The sequence below is a fragment of the Periweissella cryptocerci genome (assembly GCF_004358325.1).
Taxonomy (GTDB): domain Bacteria; phylum Bacillota; class Bacilli; order Lactobacillales; family Lactobacillaceae; genus Periweissella; species Periweissella cryptocerci.
On sequence record NZ_CP037940.1, the window covers coordinates 930,443 to 946,325 of the forward strand.

General features: G+C 35.0%; 24 protein-coding genes and 2 pseudogenes. 3 read left to right on the forward strand and 23 right to left on the reverse strand.

What is annotated here, in order from left to right:
• Positions 1–44 precede the first annotated feature (44 nt).
• From EQG49_RS04235 to EQG49_RS04280, 10 genes and pseudogenes are all read right to left on the reverse strand, one after another.
• Positions 45–752 carry an SMI1/KNR4 family protein gene (locus tag EQG49_RS04235; protein ID WP_133362805.1) on the reverse strand — a complete coding sequence of 236 codons (708 nt, stop codon included), beginning with the start codon at positions 750–752 and terminating at the stop codon, positions 45–47.
• 137 nt (positions 753–889) lie between these two features.
• Entirely contained in the window at positions 890–1,342 is a 453-nt protein-coding gene (locus tag EQG49_RS04240) for a YrhA family protein (RefSeq protein ID WP_133362806.1), read from the reverse strand.
• Between the two features lie 22 nt (positions 1,343–1,364).
• Positions 1,365–2,498 (reverse strand): HNH endonuclease signature motif containing protein, encoded by a 1,134-nt coding sequence (locus EQG49_RS04245; RefSeq protein WP_133362807.1) that lies wholly within the window; start codon positions 2,496–2,498, stop codon positions 1,365–1,367.
• Positions 2,499–2,824: 326 nt separating this feature from the next.
• A complete protein-coding gene (locus EQG49_RS04250) occupies positions 2,825–3,409 on the reverse strand; it encodes an SMI1/KNR4 family protein (RefSeq protein ID WP_243115749.1) in 585 nt (194 codons plus the stop codon).
• 190 nt (positions 3,410–3,599) lie between these two features.
• The gene (locus EQG49_RS04255; protein WP_133362808.1) at positions 3,600–4,295 is read right to left on the reverse strand and encodes a hypothetical protein; all 696 of its coding nucleotides are present in this window, start codon (positions 4,293–4,295) and stop codon (positions 3,600–3,602) included.
• Between the two features lie 2 nt (positions 4,296–4,297).
• Entirely contained in the window at positions 4,298–5,497 is a 1,200-nt protein-coding gene (locus tag EQG49_RS13940) for a hypothetical protein (protein WP_243115750.1), read from the reverse strand.
• 232 nt (positions 5,498–5,729) lie between these two features.
• On the reverse strand, positions 5,730–6,299 hold the full coding sequence (locus EQG49_RS04265) for an immunity protein YezG family protein (protein WP_133362809.1): 570 nt from the start codon (positions 6,297–6,299) through the stop codon (positions 5,730–5,732).
• 234 nt (positions 6,300–6,533) lie between these two features.
• A pseudogene (locus EQG49_RS04270) lies at positions 6,534–6,878 on the reverse strand (immunity protein YezG family protein); the annotation flags it as partial.
• A complete protein-coding gene (locus EQG49_RS14155; RefSeq protein WP_133362811.1) occupies positions 6,812–7,051 on the reverse strand; it encodes an immunity protein YezG family protein in 240 nt (79 codons plus the stop codon). The gene EQG49_RS14155 and the pseudogene EQG49_RS04270, both read right to left, overlap by 67 nt.
• A gap of 58 nt (positions 7,052–7,109) precedes the next feature.
• Complete coding sequence (locus tag EQG49_RS04280; RefSeq protein ID WP_133362812.1) at positions 7,110–7,469, reverse strand: hypothetical protein; 360 nt, start codon at positions 7,467–7,469, stop codon at positions 7,110–7,112.
• Between the two features lie 301 nt (positions 7,470–7,770).
• Between EQG49_RS04280 and EQG49_RS04285 the strand changes: the two genes are divergently transcribed.
• The 3 genes and pseudogenes from EQG49_RS04285 (at position 7,771) to EQG49_RS04295 (ending at position 8,926) form a co-directional block, all read left to right on the forward strand.
• Positions 7,771–8,031 (forward strand): transposase, encoded by a 261-nt coding sequence (locus tag EQG49_RS04285; protein WP_133362813.1) that lies wholly within the window; start codon positions 7,771–7,773, stop codon positions 8,029–8,031.
• Between the two features lie 50 nt (positions 8,032–8,081).
• Positions 8,082–8,318: pseudogene (locus EQG49_RS13945) on the forward strand (IS3 family transposase); the annotation flags it as partial.
• Positions 8,319–8,431: 113 nt separating this feature from the next.
• A complete protein-coding gene (locus EQG49_RS04295; RefSeq protein ID WP_243115773.1) occupies positions 8,432–8,926 on the forward strand; it encodes an IS3 family transposase in 495 nt (164 codons plus the stop codon).
• Positions 8,927–9,067: 141 nt separating this feature from the next.
• Here the strand turns inward: EQG49_RS04295 and EQG49_RS04300 are convergent, their stop codons facing one another.
• From EQG49_RS04300 to EQG49_RS04360, 13 genes are all read right to left on the reverse strand, one after another.
• Positions 9,068–9,253: a hypothetical protein gene (locus tag EQG49_RS04300; protein ID WP_133362815.1), complete on the reverse strand. Its 186-nt coding sequence runs from the start codon at positions 9,251–9,253 to the stop codon at positions 9,068–9,070.
• Positions 9,254–9,412: 159 nt separating this feature from the next.
• Complete coding sequence (locus tag EQG49_RS04305; RefSeq protein ID WP_133362816.1) at positions 9,413–9,691, reverse strand: hypothetical protein; 279 nt, start codon at positions 9,689–9,691, stop codon at positions 9,413–9,415.
• Positions 9,681–10,184, reverse strand: a complete 504-nt coding sequence (locus EQG49_RS04310) for a hypothetical protein (protein ID WP_133362817.1) — start codon at positions 10,182–10,184, stop codon at positions 9,681–9,683. The genes EQG49_RS04305 and EQG49_RS04310 overlap by 11 nt, the downstream gene beginning before the upstream one ends.
• Before the next feature lie 64 nt (positions 10,185–10,248).
• Positions 10,249–10,872 (reverse strand): hypothetical protein, encoded by a 624-nt coding sequence (locus EQG49_RS04315; protein ID WP_133362818.1) that lies wholly within the window; start codon positions 10,870–10,872, stop codon positions 10,249–10,251.
• 57 nt (positions 10,873–10,929) lie between these two features.
• Positions 10,930–11,400, reverse strand: a complete 471-nt coding sequence (locus EQG49_RS04320) for a hypothetical protein (RefSeq protein ID WP_133362819.1) — start codon at positions 11,398–11,400, stop codon at positions 10,930–10,932.
• On the reverse strand, positions 11,390–11,836 hold the full coding sequence (locus EQG49_RS04325) for an immunity protein YezG family protein (protein ID WP_133362820.1): 447 nt from the start codon (positions 11,834–11,836) through the stop codon (positions 11,390–11,392). Before EQG49_RS04325 ends, EQG49_RS04320 begins: the two co-directional genes overlap by 11 nt.
• Positions 11,837–12,160: 324 nt before the next feature.
• Complete coding sequence (locus EQG49_RS04330) at positions 12,161–12,670, reverse strand: hypothetical protein (protein ID WP_133362821.1); 510 nt, start codon at positions 12,668–12,670, stop codon at positions 12,161–12,163.
• Between the two features lie 88 nt (positions 12,671–12,758).
• A complete protein-coding gene (locus EQG49_RS04335) occupies positions 12,759–13,124 on the reverse strand; it encodes a DUF805 domain-containing protein (protein WP_133362822.1) in 366 nt (121 codons plus the stop codon).
• Entirely contained in the window at positions 13,121–13,642 is a 522-nt protein-coding gene (locus tag EQG49_RS04340) for a hypothetical protein (RefSeq protein ID WP_133362823.1), read from the reverse strand. Before EQG49_RS04340 ends, EQG49_RS04335 begins: the two co-directional genes overlap by 4 nt.
• Before the next feature lie 19 nt (positions 13,643–13,661).
• The gene (locus EQG49_RS04345) at positions 13,662–14,006 is read right to left on the reverse strand and encodes a DNA/RNA non-specific endonuclease (protein WP_133362824.1); all 345 of its coding nucleotides are present in this window, start codon (positions 14,004–14,006) and stop codon (positions 13,662–13,664) included.
• Positions 14,007–14,170: 164 nt separating this feature from the next.
• Positions 14,171–14,506, reverse strand: a complete 336-nt coding sequence (locus EQG49_RS04350; RefSeq protein WP_133362825.1) for a hypothetical protein — start codon at positions 14,504–14,506, stop codon at positions 14,171–14,173.
• A gap of 226 nt (positions 14,507–14,732) precedes the next feature.
• The gene (locus tag EQG49_RS04355) at positions 14,733–15,107 is read right to left on the reverse strand and encodes a DUF805 domain-containing protein (RefSeq protein WP_133362826.1); all 375 of its coding nucleotides are present in this window, start codon (positions 15,105–15,107) and stop codon (positions 14,733–14,735) included.
• Positions 15,100–15,768, reverse strand: a complete 669-nt coding sequence (locus tag EQG49_RS04360) for a hypothetical protein (protein WP_133362827.1) — start codon at positions 15,766–15,768, stop codon at positions 15,100–15,102. Before EQG49_RS04360 ends, EQG49_RS04355 begins: the two co-directional genes overlap by 8 nt.
• Between the last annotated feature and the right edge of the window lie 115 nt (positions 15,769–15,883).

The following is a 15,883-nucleotide window of genomic DNA, read 5'->3' on the forward strand; positions in this document are numbered from 1 at the left end:
AATTTGTCTTTCCCCTTTATTTAAAATCTATTCACGTAATTTTTTCATTCTGAAAGATTATCTAATAATTCAGCAAAAGATTTAAATGCCGGAATTGTTTTAGCTTCGAGTTCCATTGATTCTTCATGTAACCAAATTTCAACGTTAGGCATTTTTGAACCATTTTTAAAATTAAGCACTACAAAATCACCTGCAAAAAGAGTAGCTATTGGTAATAGTTCAACACCTAAAATAGATTCATCTGTATACAACCGATCATCAAGTTGCGTCAAAATCACATCGATGTCATACATGCCTAATTCATGCTCCCGAATAGGTTTTATTATACCTAAGAAACGTTCGATTAAGTATTTATGATTATTAACTGTAAATTCACCCGTAATTGGAACTCCCCCATTATATAAGCTAAGAAATTGTTTATATTCTACGGGTAATTCCAATCTCCAAATTCGCTCTTCACGACTAAATTGTTCATCATTAGGTACAGGCAATGCAATCGTACTTTCATCAATTTTCATAATCATTTTTCCTTCACACTTTTTATCTCGTACTGTTAGCCCAAAATCCAGTTGATCGCCCACCGCTGTTACATTATGAATTCCAAATGGAACTCGTTCCATTACTCCTGGTATGGCAGTATGGTGCCATGTTGTACCTACTATTTTCCCACCAACGTGTTGATTAAGCCAGTCAAACTGAATTTTATCACTACTTAACCATAAACTCTTTGGTAATTCAACAGCATTTATCACTAAATCAGCCGAATAAAAATCAGCAAGCCTTGTAGTCCCATTTCCAATTTTTTAGTTTTGTATGATTTGAGTGGTCAAAAAAAGGCCTTAAAAATTCCGTTACACCATTGAAGATCTATTTACAAATCAAGTCAAAATTACAAAGTTGATAGTTCAAAAAAGGCATCCAACAATTCATCTAATTTTGTAAATTCAGTAATTTCACTTCCTGATGGTGAATCCAAGAGACGATATACATTCATCAGTGAATCAAAGACAAATATACTTTCACCAGATTCTCCCAGAAATAAATACTTTCTATTGTCTTCAACTTCATACCATAATTCATTCCGTTCGATAATTCCATATACTATCCCCGCATTGATTTTTGGAATTATATCTTCGTCAGCTCCATATAAAGAATATCCATTAAATTCAATTCCGTTATGCAAACCAAGAAAATGTATATATTCACTAGGCAAAACTTTATTCAATGTAACCTTGATTGCAGCAGTTAATCGATAATATTCATCATCAGACAGTCCTTCATTTAATTTTTTATCACGCCTTTGCGTCCGTTCTTCAATGAATTGTAAATCTTCTTTCCACATATACTACACCTCATATATTTGATTATTTTGGATTATAAATATTGTTTTTGATGAATGGCCAATTGATTATTCTCTTATCACCCGGCTTCATCCCTTTTGTACTTGATCTTTGATAATTGGTAATCACCTTATGGTATGGTTCATTTTTAACTAACACCAAATTGCTAAAATCATTAGTCCCACTATCGTCTAATGGCAATTGATGATGGACTTGCCAACCATCAGGCACATAGCCATCTCTCATGTCTTCAATATCATTTTTTGTCAATCCATACTTCTGCAACCTTTTTTCATCAGTCGCCAAATTTCGCAAAAATGATTTTTTTACGGAAGCATTAAATTTATTTCTAAGTTTTTTTGCTTCCACTGATGGCCGTTTTACGTACTCGACTGGTTTCGTATCAATATTTTTAAGTACAATTTTCTCACCTCTGAGTAGCCCCGTGAAATTGTTTTCTTTTTTTACATCACCAGCAACCTTTGCAACTTTCTCACCCTTACCAGCTAACCCCAACAGTTCATCAGTCTTACCAAACTTCGAACCAACACCGACAACCGTTCCACCACTCACAAACAGCGAAGCAATCGTCAATCCTAGGTATGTTGCGGTGTACACGCCACCGTTTTTCTTGTACATGTTGGTAACTGAAGCCGCTAACGCATTTTCTAATGCCTTACCACCATCTATTTTACCATTTGTCACTTTTGATAAATACTTCGTAAATGACTCACCAGCTATACGCGTGTTTGCATCACCGCTATGCCGCATCAAACTAAGTGCCACGTTCGCCGCTGCATAGCCAGTATTTTTCAAAGTGGTCAACAAGCGATTTTGTGCGGCTTTATTACCAAATGAGGCACTAACTCCGTCCAGAAAAGTATCTTCCAGCCCCTTATTCAGGCTATATAAACCACTGCCCAAATCCGAGACAAACGCGGTTATACCCTTATCAACCGATACATTGAACCCAATATAGGCGTTGAGGGGTTTACTAATCCAGCTGGGGAGATGCTTACTAATCGCCGATTTAACCGCGTTAGTCCCCTTATCAAATCCCTTAACCACCACTTTCGCTCCACGGCTAAACAAGTCACCAATTGCGTCCGAAAAATTATCATAACGTTGTTTAATACCATTAACTATTTTTCCGGGCATACTTAGGACATATTCAAGGGTACTTTGTTTGGGCTTTGTGAACTTCCCAGCCGGAATAACGTGCTTGTATTTTTCAAGCGGATTCTTATCGCCACCGAGGTGTTTCCCGTTTCGTGGTGAATAATGGATTGTGATCGTCTGGGTTTCAGTTGAAAAACGTTGCCCTTTTTGAAAATGTAAAACACCAACTAATTTGTAATAAATTTGTTAGTCGTGAATTTGTTGGTGTCTGTTTACTAAATATATTCGTTAATTCACTCAAAAAAGGCTAACTTGTCACCAATGACAAACTAACCTTTTTAAACTCATTTAATTAAAATCCGATTTCAATGCAACTTATTAAGTAACTCTGAAAATGTTTCGAAAGCTGGAATTTTAACTGGTTCCCATTCTGATGATTCATCATGTAACCAAATCGCTAAACTAGGATTTTGCTTTCGATTAGAATAATCTAACACTAAGAAATCTCCCGAAAACAATGCAGCGATAGGTAACAACTCAACACCAACCAAATCTTCATCAGAAATTAATCGTTCGTCAAGTTCAGTTAATACCACATCAATGTCATATTCTCCAAGCTCATTATCTTCTGGTGTCTCAAGAATTGGGAGAAATTTTTCTATTAAATATTCTCGAGCATTTACGGTAAATTCATTCGAAATTGGCGTTACACCATTATATGCGGTAATGAATTTCTTATAATCGTCTGGTAATACAATAGACCAATAGCCTTCTTCTTTTGTGATTAAATCTTGTGAAGGAAGTGGAAACATAATTGACTTGTCATCATACATAATTTGTTTTTCTCCTTTATCTAGGTGCATCTGCCCACATACCCGCTGACCGACATTTTGAACCATGCAATTTATAGCCTTTTGGTGTTGGCAATGGAATACTGTATGATTATCCATTTACTATTTCTTTGATTGTTGTTTCTTATGAACTAGTTTCAAGTACTCACAGAAAATATAAAAAAGACACTAGCCATTTACACTAGTGCCGTGAGTTTTTAGCTTACTTCATAAATATTTTTTTACGAAAGCGACCCGATATCATCAACCATAATCATTCAATAAATAGTTTTTTTGACAAAAATAAACCTTATTCATCAAATCCAATATAATAATATTCATCAATGGCGTCCCAAAATTCTAAATCTAACATAGGTTCAAAGTCCTTCAGCCAAATCATTGTTTTGACGTTCTCATCATTCGTGATATCCAATGTCACATAGCTTCCTGAACCAGTGCTCAAAAAATTATAAGTGTTTTGAATATTGATTTTCGGTTCAATATTCAAGGGAAGTTCAACATCATCCATACTTTCAATGTTTAACATTTTATCCAACCCCATCGATTGGCTTGGATAATAATAAAAGCCGTCATGTAATTTTTCATAGAAATTTCGGAGGGCAATTGGAATATTACCCCAGAGCGCTTTTAGATTGTCATTCATGTCTCTATGAATTGTTAGAGGGTTTCCTCCCGCATAGTACATTGTTTTATTCGTTTGATAGCTTTCAATAGTGTAAAGTAAGTAAACGTCATCCTCTACTCGGAATAATTCAATATTTTTCAAGAAAGATTCCAAATATTGAATTGTATTTCTAAGTTCGACTTTCACATATTTTTTCCACTCATTCAAAACGATATTTTTCTTTTTTTCAATATCCTTTTCATCCAAAATCGCAAGCCAATATTCTGGAACTCGAATTTCACCTAACTTTCTCGAATTTTTAACTGGAATTGCTTTACTATCAGACAGTGTGTATTTACTCAAAAACTTATACTTATCCATCATTAACTTCCTTTCATGTAATTATAAATTAATTTTTGAAGTACTTTTTCCAATTTCTTTTCCTGTACCATCATTAACTTCCTATATTCAGGGTTAATTTTAATGCCTTTTTTCTTATACATTGTCCATTCTTCAATTGTCTTCGAGCCCTTCGACTTATTTGCAGTGCTGCTCAATGGCGTAAAATTAGCTTTATAATTGACTACCGCCTTTTGTTGTTCCAAAGTCAGCTTATCAAAACCATCTAAAGTCACAATTTTATCAAATGGAACAATATGGTCTGCCTGTAGTCTGGTTGTAATCATTTCACCCGGAATAGCGAAATCTTTCATCGGTATTTTAACATTTTCATTAACGTAATCCCTAATTGCAACATCCGGTGTTGATTTTCTCAGAACGTCATATCTGTCTTTTGATATTCGCCTTCCAACAAACCTTGGTTTAGTTTCTCCAACATTTTTCAAATCATCTAATTTTGCAATTTTTGCCAGGTTAGAATCCACCTTTGCTATCTTACCGCCAGTTGATGCAACTTTCTCACCCTTACCAGCTAACCCCAACAATTCATCAGTCTTACCAAACTTCGAACCAACACCGACAACCGTTCCACCACTCACAAACAGCGAAGCAATCGTCAAGCCTAGGTATGTTGCGGTGTATACGCCACCGTTTTTCTTGTACATGTTGGTAACTGAAGTCGCTAACGCATTTTCTAATGCCTTACCACCATCTATTTTACCATTTGTCACTTTTGATAAATACTTCGTAAATGACTCACCAGCTATACGCGTGTTTGCATCACCGCTATGCCGCATCAAACTAAGTGCCACGTTCGCCGCTGCATAGCCAGTATTTTTCAAAGTGGTCAGCAAGCGATTTTGTGCGGCTTTATTACCAAGTGCAGCACCAACTCCGTCCAACAAAGTATCTTCCAGCCCCTTATTCAGGCGATACAAGCCACTGCCTAAATCCGAGACAAACGCGGTTATACCCTTATCAACCGATACATTGAACCCAATATAGGCATTGAGTGGTTTACTAATCCAGCTGGGAAGATGCTTACTAATCGCCGATTTAACCGCGTTAGTCCCCTTATCAAATCCCTTAACCACCACTTTCGCTCCACGGCTAAACAAGTCACCAATTGCGTCCGAAAAATTATCATAACGCTGTTTAATACCATTAACTATTTTGCCGGGCATACTTAGGACATATTCAAGGGTACTTTGTTTGGGCTTTGTGAACTTCCCGGCCGGAATAACATGCTTGTATTTCTCAAGCGGATTCTTATCGCCACCGAGGTGTTTCCCATTCCGTGGTGAATAATGAATCGTAATCGTCCGGTGCCCCGGTTGAAAACACTTTGCCCTTAAAAAAAAGAAAAGCACCAACTAATTTAGTTAAAAATCAGTTGATGCCTATTCACCAAATATTTTAGAACAAACCGAAGAATTTCTTTTTCTTTGGACTATGTTGATTTTTGTCTTCCAAAGGTTCAGTAACATTTTTTTCTATATCAATGTCATTTTTATTCTTTTCGGCCAAATGCTCCTGTAATTCTTTATAGCCAAAGCTCCCATCCTTAGGTACCAAGCCAATTGTGTCATAAGCCCAAAAAATTCGACGTTCAACTTGGCTTTCTGGTCCTTCCAACGCATGATAACTAAAGTTAATTTTAAACTGTAGTTTAGGATTAATTTCCATCAATAGCTGATCCCAAATCTCACCATTCAAATTCAGATCAGTATCATAAATCTTAAGAACTAAATCATATAATTCATCCAACAAACTGTCATATATATCTTCCGAAACTGAATACTTTTCAGGGATATCATGTGACAAAACAAATTCCTTAGTCTTTGCATCCTGAAAATAAAATTCAGCAGAAATACTCGATTTTCCTACTTCAACTTCACTCAAGAAATAAATATAACTCCACTCGGTAGGAATCATATCAATAATTTGTTGCCCTAATTTATTAACATCTTCATTTTTAAGCACCATTTTTCTCCTTATCAGCTTTTCTGCCTATATCAGTGGCGGTTACATATTTCATCAATCTTGTCCACCTTCGAACCAACTCCTATGACAAAACAAATTAAGAAGAAAACAATCAAAACCATACCATTTGTCTTTTTATAAAAATAAACAGGCACAAACTAATTTATTTAAAAATTGGTTCATGCCTGTTTATTATATATAACTTAGAACAAACCGTGGAATTTCTTTTTCTTGGGTTTATCGTTCATTTTTTGGTTTAGAAGGAATAGGTCCGCCAAAACAATTGATGAGCGTCTCCTCATCGTCTGAACAAGATTCAGGGACTATGTTCAAATCTTCATATGCCCATATAACTTCACGCTCATCTTGTGTAATGTCATTATCTAAAGCACCGTAAATAAAATCAACATTAAATTTCCCGTCTGGGGTTAATGACATTTTTATTTGATCCCACGGATTTTGCTTATTATCAATGAACACACGATATATCTTCACTAGTATAGTATCCATATTGTCTATAAGGTTATCATATTCCGCCTTCGAAACGTTATAAATATCAAGAATATCGTTTGAACGAATAAAATTATTATTCTCATTTTTTCTTTAAAGTAAAAAATGGAAGCTGTACTCCTCTCCTTCGATTCTACCTCACCTAAATAATGGACTTCTGTCCAATCCTTAGGAATCGTCATAATCACTTCGTTGCCCAATTCATTGTATAAAGGTGCCAGTTCATTTTCTAACATAGTTATCATCCTTATTGGATTTATTTAGAAAAAACTCAAAGAATTTACCTTTCCTGTGATTAATATATCACCCTTTTCTCCAAAATCCCCATCTTCTTTTCTGTGTTTTTACTGGATTAACACTATAATTTGTAAAATCCGGTACCTCAATTGGCTTTGACTCAACTTGTTTAATAATTTCAATCCAATCTATCCAAATTTTTTCTTTCGGTAAACCATTTTTCAAAATCATTAAATTTGTTAGTATTTCTTTTGCATCAAGTTCTTCAGTACTATTCCACCACGATTTTAAAAACGAATACATCGTAAAATATGCTTTTTGAGCAAATATATTTCGTTCTATACCTGCACTACTCCAAATTTCCTCAAACTCACTCCAGATTGCAGGATCAGCTGGTAAATTTGTCTCAAAAATATTAGTATCCATAGCGCCCAACAAAAACGCCAATTCCTCTCCACCATTTTTTTATAATAATCATTTAAAAATGCATTACTTATAACATATGCCAAATACAGTTCATCATTATTCACGTCTAATCTCCTTAATTTCTTTTTTTGAAACTTGAAAGTCCGGTTTTTTCATTCCAAGGTAATGGATGATCATTCCGACCGCCGTTTAATAGTTTCCCATTTCTAACTTGAATCCACACTTACCTTGGAGTTAGTATGGTTTAGCGGACACTAAATCTCTATACTGAAAGTAATATTTCACAAGGAGATTTAGTATCATGGCAAAACGTTTTAATGATGATTTTAAGCAAATGATTGTCGACCTAGCTCAGACCGACATGCCCTTAGCCGAAATCGCAGATAGTTATTCAGTTGGGGTTTCAACCATTCAGAAATGGGTTAAGGCATCACAAGACAATAAACTACAAAGCACAACTTCGGCGGATGTGACTAAGCTCCGGCAAGAACTCGCTGCCGCCAAACAGGAGAATGATATTCTAAAAAAATCATTGGCCATCTTCGCACGGAAAATAAAATAACTAACACTGACATTTATGACGCTATCGATGAGCTTGATGTCAACGTTCAGTTGGCCACAAAGATCTTCGGTGTTCGACGTGGCACATATTATGATCATAAAAATCATCAACCAAGTATCCGAGAAATTGAAGATGGCAAGTTACTCGCCATAATCAAAAAATATTATGACGACAGTAAAGGAATTTATGGTGCCCCCGCAATTCACGGACGGATGCGTAAGGATTGGCCTGGATCGTTGAGTTTGAAACGTGTGCAGAAAATCATGCGTGCCAACGGTCTGAAATCGAAAATTGTCGCTAAGTGGAAACCATATCCGGCAGAGAGCTCGTACGTGAAACAAGAGACTTTGATTAATCAGGATGGGATACCACTGATATTAACCAGATATGGTTCACCGACATCACCTACGTTAAAACGGTTAGAGATGGGTGGACGTATTTGGCCAGTGTTATTGATATGCATTCCCGACGAATTATTGGCTATGCATATGGATTCCACAAAGACACCACATTGGCACTGATGGCTTTGAGTAATGCGTTACTTTCGCGCGATATTCGGCCAGATGAAACTATCCTACATTCAGATAATGGCCCTGAATTCACAAGTATCGACTATGAAGTTGTCGCTGAAGCATACAAACTCAGGCGGTCATACAGCGCACCTGGCGTCCCGTATGATCAAGCAGTCATTGAGTCATTCCACGCAACATTGAAGAAAGAAGAAGTTCACCCAAACGTGTATGAATCATTTGAGGAAGCACGTGTCCGCTTAATTTACTGGATTGAACACTGGTATAACCGCACTCGCTTCCATAGTAGTTTAGATTATTTATCGCCGGTTGAATTTGAAAAAGAGCTGGCCGTAAAGAAAGTTCCAACGGTTCAGAAAACATAAGATATGACCGAATCAGAATTATTCGATTCGGAAGATTTGAGATAAGGATTTATTGATTCTTGGCTTAAATCTGCCGAATTGAAGAACTAATTTGGCAAATTTCACAAACTTTTTCAGAGATTTAGTGTCCGGTTTATTGACTCAATTCCACCCAGGCAAAGTTTCCTTGTGATATATCACTCCATTTTTCTCAAAAAAAATATCAAATTCTTGAAAATTAGGAATTAATGTACCGAAAAAATAATACCGTGTAGCTAAATCATCAAATTCATTAACACCGGCTTGAACTAGTTGTGTTTGTAATTTGGATAATTCATTTTCAAACATTTTATACACTCTCCTAATCAATATATTGCCGACCCAAGCCAACAAATATTCCTTCCGAGTAGTTTTACGCTTGTAGTCAAACATCTGTGTTTAAGAGTATTCTGTTGCTTTGATAAATAAACTTCTTATACTGCGTTGTCGTCTGCCAAAGATGAAAATTCAATCATCAAGACCTAACTCTAATATTTCCGCTACTTTGATTAAAATCTCTGCAGCCGACGAAAAGGTATTTTGTATTTCAAAATCTTCCAAAAATGGAGAATACCGTGATGTCAACGCAACAAGCTCATTAAATTCAGTCTCTTCCCGTTCAGATAACTCAGTATAATCTGTTTCACGATCAAAAATAATCGTAAATTCTTCAGTAAACGTATTAATCGTTATTTCACCGTCGTTGACAGCTTTAACCAAAGCCCATAATTTCTTTCTAGTTTGCATGATTTTCTTTCTTATTTTTAAAAATTTTTTCTAACTCAGATATTTTTTGATGAAATTCCATATATTCAGTATATTCATTTGATAACTGATATTTCTCTTTTTTGGGGACCGATTTCATCAATATATATTTTTTACCATTATTCGAAAAGCGAATACTCCAATCCATTGTTCCCCAAGGTGTATCCGTGTGTCCCGTGTTCTGAAGAACAAAATTCATTGGATTAAGTATCACTTTTTTTCGACCTAAACTTATATATGCACATCCATTTTCAATTTCTAAAACAACTCGCCTCGGAATGTAAACCATACCGTATAAAATTGGAGAAATCCCAAATGATGCAAGCATTGTCCATGCAAATATTTGACTATCTGAAACATCAAATTTGATAGAAATTACCTCAAAAATAAAAAATGCGAGAAACAAAATTGATGCTTTAACAATATCAATTGAATTTGGCCACTTGCTAATTTTAAATTCACCAGAAATTCTCACAGTTTTTTCACCCTTTTCAGTTTCTTCTTTTTCTTAGCTACTGCTGCATTCTACTGCTTTTAGTTTAGGCTAATTTTTTCAGAAATTTTTCCACCAATACCTTTTCAATCGTGCTTACTAAAAATTCATTTGGTAAGTACTTTGTCAGTAACTTTGCTGCGTAGACTGACCTAGCCTCCAAATAAAGCGAGTACAACGCGTCTCCATATGTGCTTTCACCTTCTCTATTTATCCGCACTATACTTCCAGTACTAGTCTTAAAATAAACCTCATATAAGCCGTTATTTGCTTGCAAAAAAAGTGTGCCCATATGTTCACCAGCTTTTGAAAAAACTTTCCCCCGCGGAAACAACGCATTGAATTTTTGCCGAACGAAAAAGGAATAATTCGTCTTTGCTAGTAAATTATCATATACATCAACAAACGGTAATGCGTTCTTCACCAAAATGATTAATAAAAAAATTTCTGCTTCATTTCGTGAGTCAAAGTTAGTACTTTCAGATTTTACTCCCCTTGAGATTCGAGATACTGAATAGGCTCCCCCACCAGTAAGTGTATAATACGTTTCCTGATCTGTAACATTTTGTGAAGTTACTTGATAAACCTTAATACTACGTTTATCCTCATGCACTTGATGCTTGCTATTGAGACGATTACTAATTTTTGTTACCATTTCACTAAATTTCAAGCTACTTCACCTCTTGTATCAATTTCCCTATAGTGCCCATCATTCCAGTTGCTTGCATCATTTATTCCTACCTTTTCCAAACAACGGTGTCATATTAATATTCAATTTAACATCTGCTACCCATTGTTCAAATACATCATCAGAGAGGAGGACTTCATCATCTGCATACATTAAATCATACTCATAGTTAATTTCTGCAGCCCCTAACTCTGAATCGTATGTTAACCTTATTTCTGTTGGAATAGGTTTTTCATTTTTCTTAAACATCTCCTCCAGTTCAAGTAACTTATCCACCCCAAAATTAAAAAGAGACTCATAATCAGTAGATGCTCCGTTAAATGCCGATGTATCTCGAATGTCATTTCGAGTGTAGACTACATTATTAACTTTAATAAAAAAATCAAAATCTAAGACGCCTTCTTCATCTGAAGCATAAATAAAGTAAACTCCATCTTGCCCATTCATATAGTCAAAAACATGCTGTAAAACGTCAGTCTGCCAACATGATAGAAATTTTTCAAATTCCATTATTTAGCCTCTCTTTTTCAACCAACACCCAATTATCAAACACATCTGTCACAAGTATATTTTCATCATCTGAATACATTCGAGCATATCCATACTTAATTGCAATATCACCACCTATTGAATCATATTTCATTCGTACCTCAGTAGGTGCTTCATTTCCATTCTTTTCGAACATACTTTTTAAATCCAAAATCATATTCGTTCCTTTATCAAATAATTCTTCATAATCATTTGATGCGTCATTAAACATTACACTCCCGTCAATATCATTTCGAGTGTAAATTTTACCTTGCACTTCCATAAAGAAATCAAAACCCAGCACACCCGCTTCATTCGACCCGTAAATATAGTAATGCCCTTCCTTTCCGTTCATATAATCAAAAACAAGTTGCAATACTTCCGTCTGCCAATTTGATAAACCTTTTTCAAATTCCATAACTCCCCGTCTCCTACTCTTTTCTGAATTTTAGACTTCCAATAGTTAATGCATTGCGTCCAACTAGAAGCAAACTAAAATTGTGTACGCCTATTACCCAAATTGGTAGCCACATAATAATCGAAATAAAAATGATTAATCTATTGGTCGTATTTGGCCAAATTAACGGATATGCCGTAAATTCATATTGATTTACTGTAGTCATCGTTTGTTCTGCCCCTTAGATTTTGTTGCATATTTCCAAGCATCATCAATGCACCAATTAATGCAAGTACTAGCAGAACAAGTTGCGTTAGTGTTAAACCGAATACAATATTTAAGAGTTTAACTCTCATTATCTTTTCTCCCATTTTTAAAAGATTTTTCTAAGCTGAACAATTTTTTATGAAACTCTTGAAATTCCTCATATTCTTTACTAAATGTATATCCATCAACCGGTTTAACAGATTTGACAAGTACATAATTTCGACCATTATTAGAAAATCGAATAGTAAAATCCATATTTCCCCATGGCGTATCAATATGACCTATTGGTTTTAATTCAAAATTCTCTGATTTTAAAATCACCCTATTTTTACCCATTCGGAGCCATACTTGGTCTTCACAAACCTCAAGGCTAACCTTCCTAGGAATGTAACTAAGTCCATACGTTGCAGGCAACGCAATAAAAGACACTAGTAATACACGTGCCAATACTGGGCCCATTGATTTATCAAGCACAATAATTGATCCTTCAATAATTAGGATACTGAGAAACAAAATTGAACTTTTAAATATATCAATAGCTTTAGGCCATTTGTTGATTTTAAAAACTCCAGAACTTAATACCGTCATTGCTTCTTACCTTTTTTCTTTTTTTGTTGTCAAAGCATATATTGCCATATGTACAAACAAGAGATTGAATTCTCTTGTTTATTAATTACTACTTCTGTTTACTTGGTAAGAATGAAACAATCAAAAAGAAAATCCCTGTGACTGGAATAATCATCAATAACCCCAGCCATGGTGACAATCCAACATCACGCAAACGGCGTACATTCAAACTTACTGAAGGTACAATAACTGCCAGTAATAAAAATACGACGAACACGGTCACGATAATATCAATCATATCGTTAGTCCCTGAATCAATTAATGCCAAGATGGCGCCAATTAATAATGAACCTACGATAGTTACTAATACGAACAAAATCGCATTACCTAACATTGCCCACCAGTAATCTGCTCGAGTTGCCTCTGATTTGTAGTCAAACGTTTTAATCCAAAAATCTTTGGTTGCTGTAATCATTTGTTTTTCCCTCGTTTAAATAGTTTTGCTAATAAAGATTCATTTGCATTAACTTTTGTATTAATTATTTTAGATAACTTTGGAGTATCACCCAAAATACTGTACCCTTTATTCTCGCTAATTTCTTTCATCCATTTTTTAGCTAACATAGTACTCAATATGCCATTTTCAACATGCTTTGTTTGATAACGAAAATCAGCAGTTAAAGAATTATTATTGTAATCATATTCCCAATACATTTCTTCTGGAATTTCCTTACCATTTCTTTGAAACAACTGTTCAATTTCACTAATGATTTTTAGTGACCCGCGCATAAACAAAGTTTCCATATCTTCATCAATTGTTTTTAAAAATTCTTGCTCATCTAATACACCGTCTTTAGCAAGAAAAATTTCAAATTCTCGAAACCCGGCTCCAATTGTTCCCAACAAGTAGTAAACGTCGCCCTTATCATCAAACGTATCTACGGTATCTTGAACCAGTTTAGTTTGTAATTCAGATAATTCATTTTCAAACATTTAGCAATACCTCATCATATTATTTAGAATTATTAAAGTCCTTAAATACTTTCTTATTATTTCCAATCTTGTAACTCACATGATAAGCAGTTGGTCTTTGGCTTCCATCTTTCGGATATTCAATATCAATTTGAACTGTCACTTTTTTTGGAGGATTAGCATCTAGTTCTGCACGCCATTCACTTTCCATTTTATAGTACGCATCACGATTAAGATCTTTATCTTGCGATAGTAAATTATCACGCAAATTCGACCCACCAAATTGGTCACCAATGATATGATCCGTTTCTAACTTATCAAACGTTTCTGAACTATTTCCCATCTTCGGTCCGTGTTTTTTTACATGTAATTCTTTTGCTTCCACATGTGAAATTCAGCCAAGTGAATCAGTTTCATACACGTTAAGAAAAAATAAAGTGAACTTAGTACTAAAAAAAAAGATAAATCCGGAAACAGTTGTTGGTGTAAAGTAGCCCGGCCATTTAGTGATTATTAATTTTTCAGAATATTTTTGCATCGTTTTTACTCCTAAAAATCTGATGGCGTCGAATACTCGATTTCATTTTCCGCTAAGTTTTGTATTTTGTGATTGACATCATGATCCATCACTAAGTCTAAAAAATTATTAACGGTATCTTCTAGAGTTCTATCGATACTGTCCCCGTAGCCTAATCCTCCCTGTGGACTCCCATCAATTCTATTTAATATTCTGACATCAGTACTTCCAGTATATTGCCCATCTTGATCTTCATAGATGCGAATCTTCATTTTCCCGTATGGCAATATCTCCTGCATCCAAATTACATATTCCCCAACTAATTTTTCAATTCCATCAACTTTTTCAAGTTTAATATCTTGCCACATTTATTTTCTCCTTTAATGATTTAGCGAACCAAATGAAATAATATTTTCCCAACATAGTGATATATTTTCCATTTTCCTGTAACGAATATATTTTGAGTTTCACCCCGAACGGAGCTTTTCCTTCCAATACTTCCCCGTTTGGACTAACTTATCGCCCACCGTGGCTGCATTAAAACCCACTAATTTCATTCTATGTACACCACGGTAATTACCGTGACACTATTACTTACTTCTTAGAACTTTTGCTTGGAATAAACGCTATCGCCACGAAGAAAATCCACGAGATTGGGAAGAGAATCATCAATAAACCAAGCCAAGGTGACATACCAACATCCCGCAACCGCCGAACGTTCAAGCTAATTTGAATCAGGGCAAATGCAGTAACGATGACAATTGCCTCGACATATGCCCCAACCATTCGAGCATTCTCAGTAATGTGGAATGGATATTCAATCCATGCCGTAACCATTGGTAATAAGAACATCCCCCCAATTAGATAAATCAAAATATTACCAACCCAAGCTAACAAATATTCCTTCCGAGTAGTTTTACTCTTGTAGTCAAACACATGCGTCCAAGAGATTCCCGTTGCTTTAATCATTAATAAATTCCTCTAATTCTTCTTTCGTCATTGGCATTGGTAGAGCTTTTTTTAGAAAATATTCCACCAAAATATTTTCAATAACATTAATTGAAAATACTTCCGGCAAATATTTTTCGACAAATTTTGCTGCATAAACTGAATCTGCTACCAGATAGACAGAATACAACGCGTCACCGTAAGTGTAATCTCCGTCTCTATTTACTCGAATTTGCTTTCTGTTCACAGTTTCAAAATAGATTTGATATAGACCGTCGATTTCTTTCAAAAATAAAGTATCGGGAATTTCACCATTTTTTGAAAAAACTTTCGCCCTGGAAAATGCTTTCTTGAATTTATTCTGAACAAAAAATGAATAGTGTTTCTTTGCTAGTAAGCTATGATACACATCTACAAATGGTAATGCACTAGCCACCACATTAATTAGTAAAAATAATTCAGCTTCATTGAGTGAATCAAATTTATCGATTTCCATTTCAGAACCTCTAGATATTAAAGTAACTGAATAACCATCAGAATCATTAAGCTTATAGTACGTTTCCTGATCAATTTCGCCTTGTGACGTTACTACGTAAATCTCAATACCTGACTTCTCTTCAATTACAAAATGTTTGTCCCGCAAATGTTTATCCAGTCTTTTTACCATTTCACTAAATTTCAAGTTACTTCACCTCCCTTAAAAATTTTGCCTCAATTAAATGCTCTAAATTCATAGTTTTACCATTGGTCTTTGTAATCATTTGGATTATAAATTATCACTGACCAATTCCAAGAAA